General features: G+C 66.7%; 23 protein-coding genes. 21 read left to right on the top strand and 2 right to left on the bottom strand.

Features of this window, described 5'->3' with window-relative positions:
• Window position 1 precedes the first annotated feature (1 nt).
• Window positions 2-592, bottom strand: a complete 591-nt coding sequence (locus J2T07_RS03890; RefSeq protein WP_430539315.1) for a Maf family protein — start codon at window positions 590-592, stop codon at window positions 2-4.
• The gene (locus J2T07_RS03885) at window positions 589-1,035 is read right to left on the bottom strand and encodes a hypothetical protein (protein WP_306847408.1); all 447 of its coding nucleotides are present in this window, start codon (window positions 1,033-1,035) and stop codon (window positions 589-591) included. Before J2T07_RS03885 ends, J2T07_RS03890 begins: the two co-directional genes overlap by 4 nt.
• 157 nt (window positions 1,036-1,192) lie before the next feature.
• Here J2T07_RS03885 and J2T07_RS03880 point away from each other — a divergent pair, with 157 nt between their 5' ends.
• The 21 genes from J2T07_RS03880 (at window position 1,193) to nuoG (ending at window position 20,459) form a co-directional block, all read left to right on the top strand.
• Complete coding sequence (locus tag J2T07_RS03880; protein ID WP_306847407.1) at window positions 1,193-1,708, top strand: YceD family protein; 516 nt, start codon at window positions 1,193-1,195, stop codon at window positions 1,706-1,708.
• An 18-nt stretch (window positions 1,709-1,726) separates the two neighbouring features.
• Window positions 1,727-1,921: a 50S ribosomal protein L32 gene (rpmF, locus tag J2T07_RS03875; protein WP_072321355.1), complete on the top strand. Its 195-nt coding sequence runs from the start codon at window positions 1,727-1,729 to the stop codon at window positions 1,919-1,921.
• A 132-nt stretch (window positions 1,922-2,053) separates the two neighbouring features.
• Entirely contained in the window at window positions 2,054-3,022 is a 969-nt protein-coding gene (locus J2T07_RS03870) for a beta-ketoacyl-ACP synthase III (protein ID WP_306847955.1), read from the top strand.
• Window positions 3,023-3,318: 296 nt separating this feature from the next.
• Window positions 3,319-4,269: an ACP S-malonyltransferase gene (gene fabD / locus J2T07_RS03865; RefSeq protein ID WP_306847406.1), complete on the top strand. Its 951-nt coding sequence runs from the start codon at window positions 3,319-3,321 to the stop codon at window positions 4,267-4,269.
• A 28-nt stretch (window positions 4,270-4,297) separates the two neighbouring features.
• On the top strand, window positions 4,298-5,041 hold the full coding sequence (fabG, locus tag J2T07_RS03860) for a 3-oxoacyl-ACP reductase FabG (RefSeq protein WP_306847405.1): 744 nt from the start codon (window positions 4,298-4,300) through the stop codon (window positions 5,039-5,041).
• 170 nt (window positions 5,042-5,211) lie between these two features.
• On the top strand, window positions 5,212-5,451 hold the full coding sequence (acpP, locus tag J2T07_RS03855; protein ID WP_306847404.1) for an acyl carrier protein: 240 nt from the start codon (window positions 5,212-5,214) through the stop codon (window positions 5,449-5,451).
• A 150-nt stretch (window positions 5,452-5,601) separates the two neighbouring features.
• Window positions 5,602-6,891 (top strand): beta-ketoacyl-ACP synthase II, encoded by a 1,290-nt coding sequence (gene fabF, locus J2T07_RS03850; RefSeq protein WP_306847403.1) that lies wholly within the window; start codon window positions 5,602-5,604, stop codon window positions 6,889-6,891.
• A gap of 4 nt (window positions 6,892-6,895) precedes the next feature.
• A complete protein-coding gene (locus J2T07_RS03845; protein WP_430539304.1) occupies window positions 6,896-8,242 on the top strand; it encodes an aminodeoxychorismate synthase component I in 1,347 nt (448 codons plus the stop codon).
• Window positions 8,239-9,075 carry an aminodeoxychorismate lyase gene (pabC, locus tag J2T07_RS03840; protein ID WP_306847402.1) on the top strand — a complete coding sequence of 279 codons (837 nt, stop codon included), beginning with the start codon at window positions 8,239-8,241 and terminating at the stop codon, window positions 9,073-9,075. The genes J2T07_RS03845 and pabC overlap by 4 nt, the downstream gene beginning before the upstream one ends.
• Window positions 9,063-10,100, top strand: coding sequence for an endolytic transglycosylase MltG (mltG, locus tag J2T07_RS03835; protein ID WP_430539314.1), 1,038 nt, complete (start codon window positions 9,063-9,065; stop codon window positions 10,098-10,100). Before pabC ends, mltG begins: the two co-directional genes overlap by 13 nt.
• Before the next feature lie 8 nt (window positions 10,101-10,108).
• On the top strand, window positions 10,109-10,741 hold the full coding sequence (tmk, locus tag J2T07_RS03830) for a dTMP kinase (RefSeq protein ID WP_306847400.1): 633 nt from the start codon (window positions 10,109-10,111) through the stop codon (window positions 10,739-10,741).
• Entirely contained in the window at window positions 10,738-11,673 is a 936-nt protein-coding gene (gene holB, locus J2T07_RS03825) for a DNA polymerase III subunit delta' (RefSeq protein ID WP_306847399.1), read from the top strand. The genes tmk and holB overlap by 4 nt, the downstream gene beginning before the upstream one ends.
• A gap of 63 nt (window positions 11,674-11,736) precedes the next feature.
• A complete protein-coding gene (locus J2T07_RS03820) occupies window positions 11,737-12,699 on the top strand; it encodes a PIG-L deacetylase family protein (RefSeq protein WP_306847398.1) in 963 nt (320 codons plus the stop codon).
• Window positions 12,700-12,733: 34 nt separating this feature from the next.
• Window positions 12,734-13,093, top strand: coding sequence for a PilZ domain-containing protein (locus tag J2T07_RS03815; protein WP_306847397.1), 360 nt, complete (start codon window positions 12,734-12,736; stop codon window positions 13,091-13,093).
• Between the two features lie 253 nt (window positions 13,094-13,346).
• Complete coding sequence (locus tag J2T07_RS03810) at window positions 13,347-13,703, top strand: NADH-quinone oxidoreductase subunit A (protein ID WP_306847396.1); 357 nt, start codon at window positions 13,347-13,349, stop codon at window positions 13,701-13,703.
• Window positions 13,694-14,248, top strand: a complete 555-nt coding sequence (locus J2T07_RS03805; protein ID WP_072321341.1) for a NuoB/complex I 20 kDa subunit family protein — start codon at window positions 13,694-13,696, stop codon at window positions 14,246-14,248. The genes J2T07_RS03810 and J2T07_RS03805 overlap by 10 nt, the downstream gene beginning before the upstream one ends.
• Window positions 14,249-14,261: 13 nt before the next feature.
• Complete coding sequence (locus J2T07_RS03800; RefSeq protein ID WP_306847395.1) at window positions 14,262-14,990, top strand: NADH-quinone oxidoreductase subunit C; 729 nt, start codon at window positions 14,262-14,264, stop codon at window positions 14,988-14,990.
• 27 nt (window positions 14,991-15,017) lie between these two features.
• On the top strand, window positions 15,018-16,247 hold the full coding sequence (locus J2T07_RS03795) for an NADH-quinone oxidoreductase subunit D (RefSeq protein ID WP_306847951.1): 1,230 nt from the start codon (window positions 15,018-15,020) through the stop codon (window positions 16,245-16,247).
• A 21-nt stretch (window positions 16,248-16,268) separates the two neighbouring features.
• A complete protein-coding gene (gene nuoE / locus J2T07_RS03790) occupies window positions 16,269-16,796 on the top strand; it encodes an NADH-quinone oxidoreductase subunit NuoE (protein WP_306847394.1) in 528 nt (175 codons plus the stop codon).
• Between the two features lie 10 nt (window positions 16,797-16,806).
• Window positions 16,807-18,150 (top strand): NADH-quinone oxidoreductase subunit NuoF, encoded by a 1,344-nt coding sequence (gene nuoF, locus J2T07_RS03785; protein WP_306847393.1) that lies wholly within the window; start codon window positions 16,807-16,809, stop codon window positions 18,148-18,150.
• Window positions 18,147-20,459, top strand: coding sequence for an NADH-quinone oxidoreductase subunit NuoG (gene nuoG, locus J2T07_RS03780; protein WP_306847392.1), 2,313 nt, complete (start codon window positions 18,147-18,149; stop codon window positions 20,457-20,459). The genes nuoF and nuoG overlap by 4 nt, the downstream gene beginning before the upstream one ends.
• Window position 20,460 lies beyond the last annotated feature (1 nt).

The following is a 20,460-nucleotide window of genomic DNA, read 5'->3' as shown; positions in this document are numbered from 1 at the left end:
CCTACGGAAGAACGACCCCGGCGGCGCGCAGCAATCGTGAGGTGGCGATCAACGGCAAGCCGACCAGCGCCGTCGGGTCTTCATTGTCGATACGTTCGAACAAGGCGATGCCCAGACCCTCGCACTTGAAGCTTCCCGCGCAATCGAGGGGCCGTTCGCGTTCGACATAACGGGCGATGTCTTCCGCGCTCAGTTCGCGGAAACGCACCCGGGTCTCGTCGACATGCGTTGTCGCGTCCCCCCGCAGGTCGATCACGCAGACCGCCGTATGGAAGATCACTTCGCGGCCCGAACTGGCCGCCAGTTGCTTGTGTGCCGCGTGCACCGTGACCGGTTTGTCCAGCACGGTGCCATCGAGGTCGGCGACCTGGTCCGAGCCGATCACGACCGCGCCCGGACGTATCTCCGCCACCGCGCGTGCCTTGGCCTCTGCCAGGCGGGCCGCCCGGGCGCCGGGACGCTCGCCCGGGAAGGCGGCTTCATCGGTGCCCGGCGAGGCTTGCTCGAAGTGTTCGAGCAGTCGCCGCAACAGGCTGGCGCGGTAGGGCGAGGTGGAGGCGAGGACGATGGTGGCTTGCGGCGACACGGTCAGAACTCCTTGTGGATATGTTCGCGCACGGCGGTATCGAGCGCCGTCTGCGCATCGTCGAGAGCACGCAACCGCGGTTCCAGTTGATGCCGGGCCCGGACCAGGGCGTCCACCGCCTCGTCCAGTTCACGCTGGCTGGCATCCGGTGCCCGGTCGCGGATCCACAGGCGCTGCTGGAGCAGGGCGCGCAGCCCCGAGTCGACCGCTTGCTGGGCTTCGACCTCGCCGGTGGCGGGCAGGTCGGGGCTGACCGACATGACGGCATGGGCTCGCTGCAAGCGGTCGCGGCAGTCCTTGAGATCGGACTCCAGGCGGTCGGCATTGTCCATGAGATCTTGCAGGGCGCCATGCCGGCGCCGCGAACGCTGGTGCCGTACCGTCCACGCGCACAAACCCAAGGCGACGACGATCAACCCGGCAAGTGCATAATAGGCAAAGGAAAACACGCGACCTCTTCCCCCTGGTGGGCGTGCTGCGGCAAACTGGCCGGAAGGAAGCGAGTCTGCCCGAAAGTCCCGACACTGCGCAAAAGCGCGCCGTTCCTGGATGCCGACGACCTAACCGGTTGACTTCAAGGGTGTTGATGCCTACCATTTCACGATTATGTCCGTGACTTTGCCATCGTCCGTGGACGCTTGGCGCGAGGTTCGTGCGCGGCGTTCGTTCCAGGGTCAGCTCCCCGTGTCCGCATTCAAGCGTCTCGGAGAGGTGGTCGCGTCTCCCGAGGGAGTCGTAACCTACACGCTGGATTTCGGTCGCGACGAATTCGGTATCGCCTACGTGGCCGTGCTTGCGAAAGCCCAGCTGACGCTGATCTGCCAGCGTTCACTGGAGCCCTTCCAGTTGCCGGTGGAGGTCGATGCCCGTCTCGGACTGATCGTCGAGGAAAGTGAAGAGGCTTCGCTGCCCCCGGGCTACGAGGCGCTGCTGGTCGAACAGGACGGCAAGCTCGACCTGGTCGCGACGATCGAAGATGAACTGCTGTTGGCGCTGCCCCTGGTCCCGGTGAACCCGGATCACGAGTTGCCCGACGACGTAACCGGACCCGGCGAGGACGAAACACCCTCGCAGGAAACATCTGAAAACCCGTTCGCGGCACTCCGCGGACTCATAAAGTAATTTCGCTGGAGATTTGTCATGGCCGTTGCCAAAAGCCGCAAGACCCCGTCCACCCGCGGCATGCGTCGTTCGCACGATGCGCTGAAGACCGTGCAACTGTCGACCGATCCGACGAGCGGCGAAGTCCACCTGCGTCACCACGTGACCAAGGATGGCTTCTACCGTGGCAAGAAGGTCATCGACACCCGCGGCGCGGTTGAAGTCGAGGACTGATCTCCCTACCTTGGGGAAGATCACAACGCAGGCGGCGCGGTAACGCGCCGTTTTGCATTTGTGGCATCCAGCTTTCCGGCCCCGGGGCGGACACCGCTCCGGGCGAATCCTCCCTCACATGGGGATACGGTTCTGAAATACGCCCGCATCATCGGTACCGGCAGTGCGCTTCCCGAGAAAGTGCTGACCAATGCCGACCTCGAAAAGATCGTCGATACGAGCGACGAGTGGATCCGCACGCGCACCGGCATCACCGAGCGCCACATCGCGGCGGATGGTGAAACCACCGGCGATCTCGCCTTCCTCGCCGCGCAGCGCGCGCTCGAGGCGGCCGGGGTCAAGGCGTCCGAGATCGACCTCATCGTGCTCGGCACCACCACGCCCGACATCATCTTCCCGTCCACCGCCTGCCTCGTGCAGCACCGGTTGGGCGCCAACGGTTGCGCGGCGTTCGACGTCAACGCGGCGTGCTCGGGCTTCGTGTACGCCCTGGGCGTGGCCAATGCCTTCATGCGCAGTGGCCAGTCGAAGAAGGCCCTGGTGATCGGTGCCGAAACGCTCACCCGCATGGTCGACTGGACCGAGCGCGAGACCTGCGTCCTGTTCGGCGACGGTGCCGGTGCCGTGGTGCTGGAGGCCTCGGACGAGCCGGGCATCTTCACCACCCGCATGCGCGCCGACGGTGGATTCAAGCACCTGCTGTTCAATCCGGTGGGCGTGTCCGCCGGGTTCACCGACGAGCCCAACCACGGCGTGCGCATCAACATGCTCGGGCGCGAGGTCTTCAAGGTCGCGGTGAAGACGCTGGATTCCCTGGTGGGCGAGACCCTCGAGGACGCCGGCATGAAGGAAGACGAGATCGACTGGCTGATCCCTCACCAGGCGAACCTGCGCATCATCGAAGCGACGGCCAAGCGCCTGAACATGTCGATGGACCGGGTCATCGTCACGGTGGACAAGCACGCCAACACGTCGTCGGGCTCCGTGCCGCTCGCGCTCGACTACGCGGTGCGCTCGGGCAAGGTCCAGCGTGGCCAGAACCTGCTGCTGGAAGCCTTCGGTGGCGGCTTCACCTGGGCCTCGGCGCTGCTGCGCTACTAGGCCGCCGGAATCGCCGACCGGGTCGGCTCCCACCAGGGCTTGCATCTGCCGGGGTGGAGGCTCTTGTGGGAGCCGACCTTGTCGGCGATGGGTGCTTGCCTCGACCTTGCCCGCTGCCGCGGGATCGCCGCTGAAGCGGCTCCCACCCTCGCCCTGCCGCCCCTGCGCCCCCAAGCGGCCCTCGCCAAACCGGCCCTCGTGCCCAGGGGCGGACATGCTCCACACGCCCGCGAATGGTGCATTGGCCCATGGGTTGCTGGCACCATGCGCGGTTTGAAGTACCGGAATCGCTTCGCATGACCTCATCCAGCGCATCGCTCGCCTTCGTTTTCCCCGGTCAGGGTTCGCAGTCCGTCGGCATGCTCGCCGACCTGGCCGCGGCGCACGGGGAAGTCCGCGCCACCTTCGAGGAAGCCTCGGCTGGCGCCGGCATCGATCTTTGGGATATCAGCCAGAACGGTCCCGAGGACATCCTCAACAGCACGGAAAACACGCAGCCGGCCCTGTTGGCCGCCAGCGTCGCCGTCTGGCGCGTATGGCGGAAGCTGGGTGGGACGGTGCCGGCCTACCTTTCCGGCCATAGCCTGGGCGAGTACAGCGCCCTGGTGGCCGCCGGCGCGCTTTCACTGGGGGATGCGGCCGGCCTGGTCGCCCAGCGCGGCCGCCTGATGCAGGCCGCGGTGCCGGCCGGCGTGGGTGCCATGGCAGCCATCCTCGGCGGCGACGACGCGCAGATCGCGCAGGTTTGCGAGGAAGTCGCCCAGGGCCAGGTCGTCGCCCCGGCGAACTACAACTCGCCCGGACAGCTGGTGATCGCCGGCCATGCCGAGGCGGTGGATCGCGCGCTCGCCCGCCTGGCCGAGCTCGGGGTGAAGAAGACGGTGAAGCTGGCCGTGTCCGTGCCCTCGCATTGCATGCTCATGCGCGATGCGGCCGACAAGCTCGGGGAAGCGATGGACGCGCTGGAGTGGCGCCTGCCTTCGATCCCGGTGGTCCAGAACGCCGATGCCCGGGTGCATGCCTCCCTCGAAGACATCCGTGGCGCACTGATGCGTCAGCTCTACCTGCCGGTGCGCTGGACCGAGTGCGTGCAGGCGCTGGCCGCCGCGGGAATCGTCCAGACGATGGAATGCGGCCCGGGTAAGGTCCTTTCCGGCCTCATCAAGCGCATCGACAAGTCGATCGATGGCAAGGCCATCGGCACCCCGGCCGACCTCGAGGCGGCGCTGTCCCCCGCGTCCGCCTGATCCCATTCAAGTACCACAGGACATTCCCATGAGCTCATCCCTGCAGGGTGAAATCGCCCTCGTCACCGGCGCCAGCCGCGGTATCGGCGCGGCGATCGCCGATCGCCTCGCCTCGCTCGGCGCCACCGTGTTCGGTACCGCCACCAGTGAAGCCGGTGCCAAGGCCATCGACGAGCGCCTCGCCGCGCACGGCGGCCATGGCCGCGTGCTCGACGTGACCGACGCCGGGGCGATCGAATCGCTCATCGACGGCATCGGCAAGGAAACCGGCGCCATCTCGATCCTGGTGAACAATGCCGGGATAACGCGCGACCAGCTCCTCATGCGCATGAAGGAGGAGGACTGGAGCGCCATCATCGAAACCAACCTCACTTCGGTCTTCCGCACGTCGAAAGCGGTGATGCGCGGGATGATGAAGGCGCGCAAGGGCAGGATCATCAGCATCGCCTCGGTGGTCGGCGTCACCGGCAACCCGGGGCAGGCGAACTACGCGGCCGCCAAGGCCGGCATCATCGCGTTCTCGAAATCGCTGGCCCGTGAGATCGGTTCCCGCGGAATCACCGTGAACGTGGTGGCGCCGGGCTTCATCGACACCGACATGACCCGCGCCCTGCCGGAAGAGCAGCGTACCGCGCTGCTTTCGGGCATCGCCCTGGGCCATCTGGGCGAAGCCAGCGATATCGCCGAGGCGGTGGCCTTCCTGGCCTCTCCGGCGGCCAAATACATCACCGGCGAGACGTTGCACGTCAACGGCGGCATGTACATGCCCTGATGGGCCAGGGCCGGCGGCAGTCGCCACCGGCCCGTTTTTGAGAGACAATCGTTATTTCGCGCCCGGCTAAGAAAAACCGGGCGTCACCCACGTGACGGCGGTGTGTTGGCGGGTTCTGTCCTTAGCCACTACAATGCCGCCGGATTTTTCCCTCGGGAGGTAAAGGCAACATGAGCACCATCGAAGAGCGCGTCAAGAAGATCGTCGTTGAACAGCTGGGCGTTAAGGAAGAAGAAGTCAGCCCGAACGCTTCGTTCGTGGACGATCTGGGCGCCGATTCGCTCGATACCGTTGAGCTCGTGATGGCTCTCGAAGAAGAGTTCGAATGCGAGATCCCGGACGAAGAAGCCGAAAAGATCACGACGGTCCAGCAGGCGGTCGATTACGTCAAGGCCCACGTCAAGGCCTGATCGAACGACTGGCTGTCGATCGGAGGCGTCGCCTCCCGTCGATCTCCGAGCGACACGGAAGCTGCGCCTCATGGCGCAGTTTTCGTTTGCGTCTAACGCAACCTGCGCCCGCGTATGGTTTGCGCGGAACACAGTGAAGGATGAGAACGCATGAGTAAACGACGTGTGGTAGTGACCGGTATGGGCATCGTCTCGCCGGTCGGCAACGATGTCGCCACCGCCTGGAAAAATGTCGTCGAAGGCAACAGCGGCATCGGCCCTGTGACCGCGTTCGACGCCAGTGCCTACACCACCCGCATCGCGGGTGAGGTCGAAGGTTTCGAAGCCGTCGACGCGTACTTCGCCGGCACCGATACGCCGGACGACGAACGGCGCGCCATCGCGAAGGACTTCAAGCGGATGGACCCGTTCATCCACTACGGCATCGTCGCCGGCACGCATGCGTTCCGTCAGTCGGGCCTCGTCGTGACCGACGAGAACGCCGGCCGCATCGGCGTCGCCGCGGGTGCCGGCATCGGTGGCCTGCATACCATCGAGGGCACGACCCTGGAGCTGGCGGAGAAGGGCCCGCGCAAGGTCTCGCCGTTCTATGTGCCGAGTTCGATCATCAACATGGTGGCCGGCAACCTGTCGATCTACCACGGCCTGAAGGGTCCGAACATCGCGCTGGTATCGGCATGCACCACGGCCGCGCACAACATCGGCATGGCGATGCGCCTGATCCAGTACGGCGATGCCGATGCGATGCTCGCGGGTGGTGCGGAATTCGCGACCACGCCGACGGCCATGGCCGGTTTCTGTTCGGCCAAGGCGATGTCCACGCGCAACGACGACCCGACGCACGCCAGCCGTCCGTGGGACGTCGGCCGTGACGGCTTCCTGCTGTCCAATGGCGCGGGCATGTTGATGCTCGAGGAATACGAGTTCGCCAAGGCGCGCGGCGCGAACATCCTCGCCGAACTCATCGGTTTCGGCATGAGCGGCGATGCTTACCACATCACCGCGCCAAGCGGCGACGGTGCCGAGCTGGCGATGCGCAACGCATTGCACGATGCGGGCATCCAGCCTTCCGACGTGCGGTACGTCAACGCGCATGGCACGTCCACGCCCGTGGGCGACCTGGGCGAAGCCAAGGCCATCCGCAACGTGTTCGGTGAACACGCCACGAAGAAGGGCCAGTTCGCGGTCAGCTCCACCAAGTCGGTCACCGGTCATCTGCTCGGTGCGGCCGGCGGCGTGGAAGCGATCTTCTGCATCCAGGCCCTGCGCGAGGGCATCATGCCGCCCACGATGAACCTCGTGGACATGGACCCGGAAGTCGCGGCGCTGGGCATGGACCTCGTGCCGAACAAGGCGGAGAAGGCGGACATCGAGGTGGCCATGTCGAACTCGTTCGGCTTTGGCGGCACCAACGGTACGCTCGTTTTCCGCCGCGTCTGACGCGTTGGCTTTCGTCACGCGAACCCTGGCCGGCCGGCGCGATCTGCTCGCGCCGGCCGCGTCACATCCGGAGCGCTACGTCGCGTTGCTGGCCAGCGCGGTTACCGGTACACCGCAGTCGCGTTTCGACATCCTCTTCGCCGCAGGCGGTGCTTCACTGACGTTGTCCGCCGATGGGCTCACCCGCGATGCGCGGGGTGCCATCGTGCCCGGCGATTTCCTCGATGCATTCGACAGCGCCTGGAAGGCGGATCGCAAGCCGCGCGTCGACGATGGGCTTCCGTTCCATGGCGGATGGGTGGTCTATCTCGCCTACGAACTGGCCGGCCAGATCGAGCCGAGCCTGCGCCTTCCACCGGCACGCGGGGCCGCTCCCGTCGCGTTCGCGCTACGTGTGCCGGCCGCCGTCATCGTCGACCATGTGGAGCAGCGCACGATCCTGCTTGCCGAAGAAGGCGCCGAAGACTGGCTGGATGTGCTCGCCGCCGACGTGGATGGCGTGCTTTCCGACATGCCGCTGCCGGTGCCACGGAGCGTGGAGGAGGACGAACCGTCGCGGTTCCTCGACGGCGTGCATCGTGTGCACGAACACCTGCGGGCAGGCGACGTCTTCCAGGTGAACCTTTCGCGCCGCTGGACGGCCAAGTTCGCCGAACCGCCGGCTCCGGCCCACTTGATGCAGGCACTGCGGCGCGCCAATCCCGCACCGTTCGCCGGTCTCTTGCAGCGGCCGGGCTGGGCCATCGTCAGTTCATCGCCGGAGCGGCTGGTGGAATCGCGTGACGGCATCCTGCAGACGCGCCCCATCGCCGGTACACGTCCCCGGTTGGCAGGTGACGACGACGCGGAGCGCATCCGCGAACTCACCACCCATCCGAAGGAGCGCGCCGAGCATGTGATGCTGATCGATCTCGAGCGCAACGATCTCGGGCGCGTCTGCGTGCCGGGCAGCGTGAGGGTCGATGAACTCATGGTGGTGGAGAGTTACGCGCACGTGCACCACATCGTGTCGAACGTCCGTGGCCGTGCACGCACGGGCGTGACGCCGGGGCAGGTGATCGCCGCGACCTTTCCGGGCGGCACCATCACCGGATGCCCCAAGGTGCGGTGCATGGAGATCATCGGCGCGATCGAGCGGGAGCCGCGCGGTGCCTACACCGGTGCGCTCGGCTATGTCGATGACAACGGTGACATGGACCTGAACATCCTCATCCGCACGCTGGCCGTCGAGGGCACGCAGGTGTCACTGCGCGCCGGTGCGGGCATCGTCGTCGATTCGGTGCCCGAGAAGGAACTCGACGAGACCCGGGCCAAGGCACGCGGCTTGCTGCGCGTGTTCGGCGTGGCATGAGCACGCGCACCTCCGTCGATTTCATCGACGCCGATCGTGTTTCCGTCACCGATCGTGGCTTCACCTATGGCGATGGACTGTTCGAAACGCTGCGTGTCGCGGGCGGGCGGGTTCCCTTGTGGCCGCGTCACGAGGCGCGCCTTCGCGAGGGCTGCGCCCGGTTGCGCATACCCTTGCCGGACATGGATGCGATCCTTGCCGAGGTGGGGCGGCTTTCCCGCGACCTTGCCGATGGTGCCGCCCGGGTAACCCTCTCGCGCGGTGAAGGCATGCGTGGCTACGCGCCACCCGCTTCGCCTCGTCCGACGCTGGTGGTGACGGTTGCGCCGCTGGCGCTGCAGGCGCCGCCCTATGACGACGGCATGGCCATTCGCTTGTGCGATACGCGGCTGGCCAGCCAGCCCTTGCTCGCCGGGATGAAGCACCTCAACCGGCTCGAGCAGGTCCTGGCGCGCGCGGAGTGGAACGATCCGGCGGTGGGCGAGGGATTGATGCTCGACATGGAAGGCAACGTCGTTTGCGCGACGGCCGCCAACCTGTTCGCCGTCTTCGCCGGCCAGATGGTCACGCCGCCGGTCGATTCCTGTGGCGTGGCGGGCGTGGCACGCGCGGAAATCCTGGCCGTGCGCGACGTGGCGCAGGCGCGGATGAACCCCGCTCGACTCCTCGAAGCCGACGAGGTCTTCCTCACCTCCGCCGTTCGCGGCATTCTCCCGGTTCGGGTTTTCGCGACCCGTTCGTGGCAGCCCGGTCCCGTCACCCGCGCCTTGCAGGCGCATTGGCGGGACATCGGCCTGCCGTTGCCTACAGGTTCGAAGGAATCCGATCGATGAAAGTGCGCGGCATCGCCCTCTGGCGAGTCATCCTGCTGGCGGTGCTGATAGCCATCATCGCCACGGGTTCCTGGCTGTGGTTCGACTGGGCTCGTTTCGCCCGTACCCCGCTGGCGGTTCCGGTGGCAGGGCAGAGCATCGACGTGGCGCGTGGGGCTTCGTTCAAGGACATCGTGCGCGACCTGCGCAATCGCAAGGCCAGCCGGGCGTCGCCGCTGTACTGGCGATTGCTTGCGATGCAGATGCATGCGTCCGGCCGCCTGCATGCGGGTGAATACGCATTGCGACAGGGCATGACGCCGCGCGACCTCATCGGCGACATGGCCAGCGGCAAGGTGATGCAACGCAACTTCACCATCGTCGACGGCTGGACTTTCGCCGACCTGCGCCGCGCGCTCGCCTCGGTGGACACGCTCACCCACGATACCGCGAGCACGGACGACGCCGGCATCATGAAGCAGCTGGGTGCCGAGGGTGACAACCCGGAAGGCCGTTTCCTCCCGGAGACCTACGCCTACGTCAAGGGTGATACCGATTCGAGCATCCTCAAGCGCGCGTACGTGGCGATGACGAAGACACTGGACGTGGCGTGGCCGGGCCGGGCGCAGGGCCTGCCCCTGGCCTCGCCCTACGAGGCCCTCATCCTCGCCTCGATCGTCGAGAAGGAGACGGGCAGGGCGGACGAGCGCCCGCGCATCGCCGGCGTGTTCGTCCGCCGCCTGCAACAGCGCATCCTGCTGCAGACCGACCCGACGGTGATCTACGGGATGGGTGCCGCGTATGCGGGAAACATCCACAAGAGCGACCTCACGACCGACACCCCCTACAATACGTATACGCGGGTGGGCCTGCCGCCCACGCCGATCGCCCTGCCGGGGCGTGCGGCGATCCAGGCGGCGCTGCATCCCGCCGAGGGCAAGGAGCTGTACTTCGTCGCCCGCGGCGACGGCAGCCACGTCTTCTCGTCCACCCTCGAAGAACACAACCGGGCCGTGGCCTGTTACCAACTGAAGCGATGCCAGTGACCCCTCCCATGCGCGGCCGGCTGATTACCCTTGAAGGCGGCGAAGGCGCCGGCAAGAGCACCTTGCTGCGCGGCCTCGAGGCGCACCTTCGCGAGCGCGGTGTCGACCTCGTGGTCACCCGTGAGCCCGGCGGCACGGTCGTCGGCGAGGCGGTGCGCGGTGTGGTGCTGGACGCCGCCAACAACGAACTCTGTGCCGAATCCGAGCTGCTGCTCATGTTCGCGTCGCGCGCCCAGCTGGTGCGCCAGGTGATCGATCCGGCGCTGGCCGCGGGCCGTTGGGTCCTGTGCGATCGCTTCACGGATGCGAGCTACGCGTACCAGGGCGGTGGCCGTGGCCAGCCGGTCGAGCGCATCGCCGAACTGGAACGCTGGGCCGCCCATGGCCTCAAGCCCGACGTGACCCTGCTGCTCGACCTGCCGGTGAGCACGGGCCGCGCGCGCGCCGCGGGGCGTGGCGAGGCGGACCGGATCGAGGTGGAAGGCGACGCCTTCTTCGAACGCGTGCGCGAGGCGTATCGCGAGCGGGCGTCTGCCGATCCGGCACGCTTCCGCGTACTGGACGCCAGCGCGGCGCCCGCCGACGTGCTCGACCAGGCCATCGCCGGCGTCGCCGGCCTCTTCGCGGAGGCCTCGTCGTGACGGCCCGTCCCTGGCACGCCGACGCATGGACGCGCTTGCAGGCGCGGCGCGAGCGTGACGCCCTGCCGCACGCGCTGTTGCTTGCCGGTCCGGCCGGCCTCGGCAAGCGCGATTTCCTCGCCGCCTTCGTCAACGGGCTGCTCTGCCAGCATCCTGCCGCCGGCGTGGCTTGCGGCACCTGCCGCGGCTGCCAGCTGCTCGCGGCCGGCACCCATCCCGATCTGATCACCCTGTCGTTCGGCCTGCGCAAGGATGGCGTCACCCGCAGCGAGATCGTGGTCGACCAGATCCGCGACCTGTCCCAGCGCCTGTCCATGGCGAGCCAGTTCGGTGGCTGGCAGGTCGTCACGATCGATCCCGCCGATGCGATGAACGCGGCCGCGGCCAATGCGCTGCTGAAGACACTGGAAGAGCCCACGCCCTCGACCCTGCTCGCCCTCGTGGCCGACGAGCCGGCGCGCCTGCCGGCGACGATCCGCAGCCGCTGCCAGAGGATCGACTTCCTGGTTCCTTCGCGTGAGGCCGCCCTCGACTGGCTGCGTGCCGAAGGCGTACAGGATGCCCCCGCCGCGCTCGAGGCGGCCGGCGGCAATCCGGGCATGGCCCGCGCCTGGGCCGCCGGTGGCGCCTTGAAGCAGCGCGGCGAGGTCCGTCACGACCTCAAGGCGCTCGCCGCGGGGCGGGGCGATGCCATGGAGGTCGTCAAGCGCTGGCAAGCGGCCGATCCCTCGCGCTATCTCTGGTTCGCCGCCCAGGCGGCTACCGATGAACTGCGCGCGCGTGCGTCCGGGAAGGCGGCGCCGCTGGACAGCCAGCTCGACGACGAGGCGCTCGACGGGTGGTATGGCAAGGCCAACCGCGCGCGGGACGCCTTGCGTGGGCCTTTGCGCGCCGACCTCATCCTCATCGAATTGCTCGCGGCGTGGCGTTGACGCGCTTTTATCGCGCGTTCGGTCTTAATCGGTCCGACGTTTCCCAGCCGTAAGGAGAGCCACGTGTCACGCCATCCGGTCATCGACGGCAGCACCCGCCTCCTGGTGGTCGCGCCGCACCCCGACGACGAATCCCTGGCGGCTGGCATGCTGATCCAGCGGACGCTGGCCGCGGGCGGCCGCGCCGACGTGTTGCTGCTGACCGACGGTGACGACAATCCCTGGCCCCAGCGCTGGATGGAACGGCGCCTCGTCATCGACGAGGCCGGCCGTGCCCGGTGGGGCGCCCGGCGCCGCGACGAGGTGGCATCGGCGCTGGGTCGCCTCGGCGTCGGTCCCGATCACCTGCACGCGCTGGGCTGGCACGACATGCGGGTGACCGAGGAACTGCGATCGCGCCACGCCACGGCGGTGGGCGCCATCCGCCGGGTGATGGAGCGGACGCGGCCCAATCTCGTCGTCATTCCCGACCTGGGCGATACCCATCCAGACCATGGCTCGGCGCATGTGCTCACAAGGCTTGCCCTGGCCGCCACCGGGTCGCGGGCCGACATACTCACCTACATGGTGCATGGCACGGAACGGTCCGCCCCGGAGGATCTACTGGTGCCTGATGCGGACCCCGCGCGGCAGGCCACGAAGATCGATGCCGTGCTCGAGCATGCCACCCAGATGGCCCTGAGTCGCAAGCGGATGCTTGCCGTGGCTTCGCGCCCGGAGCGTTTCGACCGCCCGCCGCCCGCGCCTGTCAGTGGGTCGCTGCGGTTGCCCTGGCGGCCGGGGCCTCTGGCCCGTACCCGCCTGCGCCTGGTGCTGGCCGACGGGGAGGGCGTGGTGACATGGCCCTGGCGCAAGGCGCCCCTGGAGCGGGTGGGCGATGGCTGGGTGTTGCCCCTGCGCGACGCTCCCGGCCCCGCCTTCGTCAAGCTGACCGCCGACCTTTCCACGCCCTGGATCTACGATCGCTACGGCTGGACGGGGCAGGACCCCGAGCCGTTCGGGCTTGTGGCCCGGCCCGCCGCCTAGCTAGGATGCCGCTCAGCCAAGGGGATTCCACGCCATGACCGCCACCAGTTCCTCGCCGCGCCAGGGCATTCTTTCCCTGAAGATCAAGGACGTGAATTCCCTGTACATCTCGTACATGCCCTATCTGAAGACGGGCGGCCTGTTCGCGCCCACCGCCCAGCGCTATAGCCTGGGCGACGAAGTGGCCCTGCTGGTCACCCTCATCGACGAGAACGAGCGGCTGTCGGTCGCCGGCCGGGTCGTGTGGATCACGCCGGTGGGCGCGCAGGGCAATCGCACGGCCGGCGTGGGCATCCAGTTCAACGAGTCGCCCGAGAGCGAGGCCGCGCGGCAGCGCATCGAGGGACTGCTGGCCGGCACTCTCGCCTCCGAGCGTCCTACCCAGACGATGTAACCCTGCGATTGCACCATCGCGATGCAGTTTTTCCCTCAGTAAGGCTTGTCGGAATACCTGCACGCACTGGTACAATAGATCGGTTCCCCAACGTGAGATTGTGGATATCCGGAGTCGTTGGCGCGCCCGCCGCGCCGGCACGGGTCGGTCCGTTTGGATCGATTCGAAAAAAGCTTCGGCGACACTAGCCGGACCGCTCGTCCCCGTCGACGGTCACTGATGCGCCCAGCGAGGCGCGGAGGTACGCAGCATCGTGCTTGCCCAATATTGGCCCGTTCTGTTGTTCATCGCCGTCGCCATCGGCCTTGGCAGCGTTCTTCTGGTGGTCGGCATGCTCGCCGGGCCGCGCCGTCCGGAATCGGAGAAGCTGTCGCCGTACGAGTGCGGCTTCGAGGCCTTCGAAGATGCGCGCATGAAGTTCGACGTGCGCTATTACCTCATCGCCATCCTCTTCATCATTTTCGACCTCGAAATCGCCTTCCTGTTTCCGTGGGCGGTGGTGTTCGACAAGATCGGCGCCATCGCGCTGATCGAGATGGCGCTGTTCCTCGCGCTGCTCGTGGTCGGTTTCGCTTACGTCTGGAAGAAGGGAGCGCTCGAATGGGAGTGATGACCAGCATCGACCGGGTGATGCACAACCCGGAACCGCTGAACCTCGTCGACGACATCCTCCGTCCGAACGGTGACGCGCCGGTCGTGAACCGTGGTTTCGGCGTCACCAGCATCGACGCGTTGATGAACTGGGCACGCACCGGCTCGATGTGGCCGATGACCTTCGGCCTGGCCTGCTGCGCCGTCGAGATGATGCACGCCGGTGCCGCGCGTCTCGACCTCGATCGCTACGGTGTCATCTTCCGTCCCAGCCCGCGCCAGTCCGACGTGATGATCGTCGCCGGCACGCTGGTCAACAAGATGGCCCCGGCGCTGCGCAAGGTCTACGACCAGATGCCCGACCCGAAGTGGGTCATCTCGATGGGCTCCTGCGCCAACGGCGGTGGCTATTACCACTATTCCTATTCGGTCGTGCGTGGCTGCGATCGCATCGTTCCGGTCGACATCTACGTGCCGGGTTGCCCGCCGACGGCCGAAGCGCTGATCCACGGCATCCTGCAGTTGCAGAAGAAGATCCGCCGCACCCACACGATCGCGCGTTAACAGGGCATCGCACATGAGCGTTACTAACGAGACCTCGCTGGTCGAACGGCTAGCCGCGCGCTTCGGCGACATGCTGGTGGTGAACGTCGAGCGCAACGAGGTCACCGCCGAGGTGGCCCCGCGCGACCTCATCTCCGTCGCCACGGCGCTGCGCGACGAGGCCGGATTCCGTTTCACCACCGTCATCGACGTCTGCGGCATCGACTATCTCGGCTACGGCCAGACCGAGTGGGATACCGACACCGCACAGGGCGAGAGTTTCTCGCGTGGCGTGGAAGGGCAGGCGGTCGGCCGTTTCACGTGGGACGAGCGCCCGCGTGCCGTCGAGCTGCCGCGCCGCTACGCCGCCGTGATCCACCTGTTGTCGATCGAACTCAACCAGCGCATCCGCCTGCGCGCGTTCTGCGAGGACGACGCCTTTCCGGTCGTGCCGTCGATCACGCCGGTGTGGCCGGGTGCGGACTGGTTCGAACGCGAGGCGTTCGACCTGTTCGGCATCATCTTCGATGGCCATCCCGATCTCCGCCGCATCCTCACCGACTACGGCTTCGTGGGCCATCCGTTCCGCAAGGACTTCCCGCTGATCGGCAATGTCGAGGTCCGCTACGACCCCGAGCAGAAGCGTGTCGTCTACGAACCGGTCTCGATCGAGCCGCGCGTGCTGGTGCCGCGCACGATCCGCAACGACGCCGACCTCGATCAGGCCAGGGCGGAATCCGCCGATCACTGGCGGGAGAACTAAGCCGTGGAAGAAATCCGCAACTACACGATGAACTTCGGTCCGCAGCATCCGGCCGCGCACGGTGTGCTGCGCCTGGTGCTGGAGATGGACGGCGAGACGATCGTCCGTGCCGATCCGCACATCGGCCTGCTGCACCGTGGCACCGAGAAACTGGCCGAATCCAAGCCGTTCAACCAGTCGATCGGCTACATGGACCGCCTCGACTACGTGTCGATGATGTGCAACGAGCACGCCTACGTGCGCGCCATCGAGGGCCTGCTGGGCATCGAGGCGCCGGTCCGCGCGCAGTACATCCGCACGATGTTCGACGAGATCACCCGCATCCTGAACCACCTGATGTGGGTCGGCTCCAACGCGCTCGATCTCGGCGCCATGGCCGTGTTCCTCTACGCGTTCCGCGAGCGCGAGGAGCTGATGGACGTCTACGAGGCGGTGTCGGGCGCGCGCATGCACGCCACGTACTATCGTCCCGGTGGCGTCTACCGCGACCTGCCCGAGCAGATGTCGAAGTACCGCGAGTCGCCGTGGCACAAGGGCAGCGACCTCAAACGCCTGAACGCCTGGCGCGAAGGCTCGATGCTCGACTACCTCACCGAGTTCACCAACGACTTCCCGGCCCGCGTCGACGAATACGAGTCGCTGCTGACCAACAACCGCATCTGGAAGCAGCGCACGGTGGGCATCGGCGTCATCCCGCCCGAGAAGGCCCAGGCCTGGGGCATGACCGGCGCGATGCTGCGTGGTTCCGGCATCGCGTGGGACCTGCGCAAGAAGCAGCCGTACGCCTCCTACGCGGAGATGGATTTCGACATCCCCGTGGGCGTCAATGGCGACTGCTACGACCGTTACCTGGTCCGCGTCGAGGAAATGCGCCAGTCCAACCGCATCATCAAGCAGTGCGTGGCATGGCTGAAGGCCAACCCGGGCCCGGTGATGACGCAGAACTACAAGGTCTCGCCGCCCAGTCGCGAAGAAATGAAAAGCGACATGGAAGCGCTCATCCACCACTTCAAGCTCTTCACCGAGGGCTATGGCGTGCCGGCGGGTGAGACCTATGCCGCGGTCGAGGCACCCAAGGGTGAATTCGGCTGCTACCTCGTGTCCGACGGTGCGAACAAGCCTTTCCGCGTGCACTTGCGCGCGCCGGGTTTCGCGCACCTGTCTTCCATGGACGCGATCGTGAGGGGCCACATGCTCGCCGACGTCGTCGCGATGATCGGCACCTACGATCTCGTCTTCGGCGAAGTCGACCGCTAAGTCGACGGAGTGAACTGAATCATGAAAGCCACCGGTCATTTCGAGCAGGTGAAGGACGTCGATCCTCTCGTCGTGCTCAACGATCACACCCGCGCCCATATCGATCATTGGGTGTCGAAGTTCCCGCCGGACCGCAAGCGTTCGGCGCTGATCCAGTCGCTGATGGGCGCGCAGGAGCAGAATCAGGGTTACCTCACGGACGAACTGATCACCGCGGTCGCGAAGTACCTCGACCTGCCGGCGATCTGGGCCTACGAAGTGGCGAGCTTCTACTCGATGTTCGAGACCTCGCCCGTCGGCCGCAACAACGTCGCCATCTGCACCAACATCTCCTGCTGGTTGAACGGCGCCGAAGGCCTCGTTCGCCATTGCGAGAAGAAGCTCGGCATCAAGACCGGCGAGAGCACGGCCGACGGCCGTATCTATCTCAAGCAGGAAGAGGAATGCCTGGCCGCATGCGCCGGCGCCCCGATGATGGTCGTCAACGGTCACTACCACGAGAAGCTGACGACCGAATCGGTCGACGCCATTCTCGACGGTCTGAAGTGAGGTAAGGGCAATGGCTAGCAGCACTGGTCCGGTCGGACCCGCACCGCAGGAACATCAGGTCGTCTACACGACCCTGCATTTCGAAAAGCCCTGGGCCCTCGAGAGCTACGAGAAGGTCGACGGCTACAAGGCATGGCGCAAGATCCTGGCCGAGAAGCCCGATCCGGCCGCGCTGATCGAAGAGATCAAGAAGAGCGCACTGCGCGGTCGCGGTGGCGCCGGCTTCCCCACGGGCCTGAAATGGTCGTTCATGCCGCGCACGGCTCCCGGCCAGAAGTACATCCTGTGCAACTCGGACGAATCCGAGCCGGGCACCTGCAAGGACCGTGACATCCTGCGCTTCAACCCGCACGCCGTCATCGAAGGCCTGGCGATCGCCTGCTACTGCACCGGTTCCACCGTCGCCTACAACTACCTGCGTGGCGAATTCCATCACGAGCCGTTCGAGCACATCGAAGAGGCACTGAAGGAAGCGTACGCGGCGGGCCTGCTCGGCAAGGACATCGCCGGCTCGGGCATCGACGTCGACATCTACAACGCCCTCGGCGCCGGCGCCTACATCTGCGGCGAAGAAACCGCGCTGATGGAGTCGCTGGAAGGCAAGAAGGGCCAGCCGCGTTTCAAGCCGCCGTTCCCGGCAGGTTTCGGCCTGTATGGCCGTCCGACCACGATCAACAACACCGAGACCTACGCTTCGGTGCCGGCGATCCTGCGCAATGGCGCGGAGTGGTTCCTCAACATAGGCAAGCCGAACAACGGCGGTCCGAAGATCTTCTCGGTTTCCGGCCACGTGGCCAACCCGGGCAATTTCGAGATCAAGCTCGGCACGCCGTTCGCCGACCTTTTGCAGATGGCCGGTGGCATCCGCGGCGGCAAGAAGCTGAAGGCCTGTATTCCTGGTGGCTCGTCGATGAAGGTGCTGCCGGCCGAGAAGATCATGGAATGCACCATGGACTACGACTCGCTGCAGAAGGCGGGATCGGGCCTGGGTTCGGGTGCCGTGATCGTGATGGACGAGACGACCTGCATGGTCCGCGCCTGCCATCGCATCTCGCGCTTCTACAAGGCCGAATCGTGCGGCCAGTGCACGCCGTGCCGCGAAGGCACCGGCTGGATGTACCGCGTGCTGACGCGCATCGTCGAAGGCAAGGGCACGCAGGACGACCTGCATCGCCTGAAGGCGGTCGCTGGCCAGATCGAAGGGCACACCATCTGCGCCTTCGGCGAAGCCGCCGCGTGGCCGGTGCAGGGTTTCCTGTACCACTTCTGGCACGAATTCGAATACTACGTGGAGCATGGCCGTTCGATCGTCGACGGTCCGGCTGACACGGTCACCACTGGAGTCGCTGCATGAGCGCGCAGCCCGTAGCCAATGCCGCGCCGGATCTCGTCAACATCGAGATCGACGGCGTTCCGGTGCAGGTAGCCAAGGGGTCGATGATCATCCAGGCGGCCGACGCCGTCGGTATCCCCATCCCGCGCTTCTGCTATCACCGCAAGCTCGCGATCGCCGCCAACTGCCGCATGTGCCTGGTGGAAATCGAGAAGATGCCGAAGCCGGCACCGGCCTGCGCCACGCCGGTGGGCGAGGGCATGAAGGTCTTCACGCGTTCGGACAAGGCGCTCAAGTCGCAGCGCAACGTGATGGAGTTCCTGCTCATCAACCATCCGCTCGACTGCCCGATCTGCGACCAGGGCGGCGAGTGCGAACTGCAGGATGTCTCGCTCGGTTACGGCCGTTCGGTGTCTCGCTTCAACGAGCGCAAGCGTACCGTGGCCGACGAGAACCTCGGCCCGCTGATCGCTACCGAGATGACCCGCTGCATCCAGTGCACGCGCTGCGTCCGCTTCACCAGCGAGATCGCCGGCACGTATGAACTCGGCGGCATGAGCCGTGGCGAGAACCTCGAGATCGGCACCTATATCGGCAAGACGATCGAGAGCGAGCTCTCGGGCAACATCATCGACGTCTGCCCGGTCGGCGCACTGACCAACAAGCCGTTCCAGTTCCAGGCGCGTGCCTGGGAACTGATCGCGCGCCCGTCCATCGGCTACCACGACGCCCTGGGCTCGAACCTGTGGATGCACACCCGCCGTGGCGAAGTGCTGCGCAACGTGCCGCGCGACAACGAGACGATCAACGAGTGCTGGCTCTCCGACCGTGACCGTTACAGCCACCAGGGCCTGTACGCCGCGGATCGCGTGAAGTCGCCGATGGTCAAGCGCAATGGCCAGTGGTCCGCCACCACGTGGGACGATGCGCTTTCCGTCGCACGCGAGTCGCTGAAGAGCGTCCCCGGTTCCGACCTCGGTGTGCTGGTGCACGGTGCCACCTCGAACGAGGAAGGCGAGCTGCTCGTCCGCCTCGCCCGCGGACTGGGCAGTGCCCATGTCGACCACCGCCTGCGCCAGCTCGACTTCGCCGACAACGCGTTCGCCAAGCCGTTCGCCTCGTCCATCGCCTCGTTCGAGAAGGTGAAGGCCGCGCTGCTGGTCGGTTCGGACCTGCGCCAGGAAGTGCCGCTGCTCAATCACCGCATCCGCCAGGCGGTGAAGAAGGGCGCGAAGGTGTACGCCGTCAATCCGGCCCACTTCAACTTCAACTATCCGCTCGCCGGCGAATCGGTCGCCGCGCCGCACGTCCTGGTGAACGAGCTGCTGCTGCTGGCCAAGGCGGCCAGCGAAGGTGGCGCCCATGTGCCGGAAGCGCTCGCCACGGCACTGAACGGCGTGGAGACCACCGACGCGCACCGCGACGCCTTCAAGGCGCTGTCCGACGAGGCCGTGGTGATCCTCGGCCATGCCGCCGCGACCCATCCGGAGGCATCCTGGCTGCGTGCGATCGCCCGTTTCATCGCGCAGGCCGCGGGTGCCGCGTTCAACGAGATCCCGCTCGCCGCCAACGCGATCGGTCTTTCCACGGTGGGCGTGCTGCCGACCGCCGGTGGACTCGACGCGCGCGCCATGCTCGTCCAGCCGCGCAAGGGCTACGTGCTGTACAACGTCGAGCCGCCGCACGATTTCGCCGATGGCGCGCTTGCCTTGCAGGCGATGCATTCGGCGCAGACCGTGGTGGCCTTCGCCGCCTACGCCAGCGATGCGCTCAAGGATTCGGCGGACGTGATCCTGCCGATCGGCCTCACGCCTGAAATCGATGCGAGCCTGGTCAACGTGGAAGGCAACACCCAGACGATGCCCGCCGGTGCCAAGGCGCCGGGTGACACCCGTCCGGGCTGGAAGGTCCTGCGCGCCCTCGGCGGCCTGCTCGGCCTGCCGGGCTTCGAGTTCGACGACCTGGCCGGCCTTCGCGACGGTCTCACGGAGCGCGCTTCGGAAGTCCGTCACCAGCTCGCGCCGCGCGCCTCGGGCGTGACCTTCTCGCGCCTGGCCACGACGCCGATCTACCGCGTGGACGCCGTGTTGCGCCGTGCGGGCGCGCTGAACGCGCATCCGCTGAACCGCCCGGCCGCCATCCGCATCAATGCGGACGAGGCCGGCAAGCTGGGTCTCGTCGATGGCGGAAACGCCCGCATCGGCGATGCCGTGCTGCCGGTGGCGATCGATGCCGCGGTGCCCGCCGGCGCCGCGTGGATCGAAGCTGCGCATTCCGAAACCGCCATGCTGCCTCCGTACGGCGCGGCCATCACTTTGAGCAAGGCATAAA

Origin of the sequence: Luteibacter jiangsuensis (genome assembly GCF_030812295.1) — a bacterium.
GTDB lineage: Bacteria > Pseudomonadota > Gammaproteobacteria > Xanthomonadales > Rhodanobacteraceae > Luteibacter > Luteibacter jiangsuensis_A.
The sequence above is the reverse complement of the archived record's forward strand: the minus strand, read 5'-3'. Positions and strand labels throughout refer to the sequence as shown.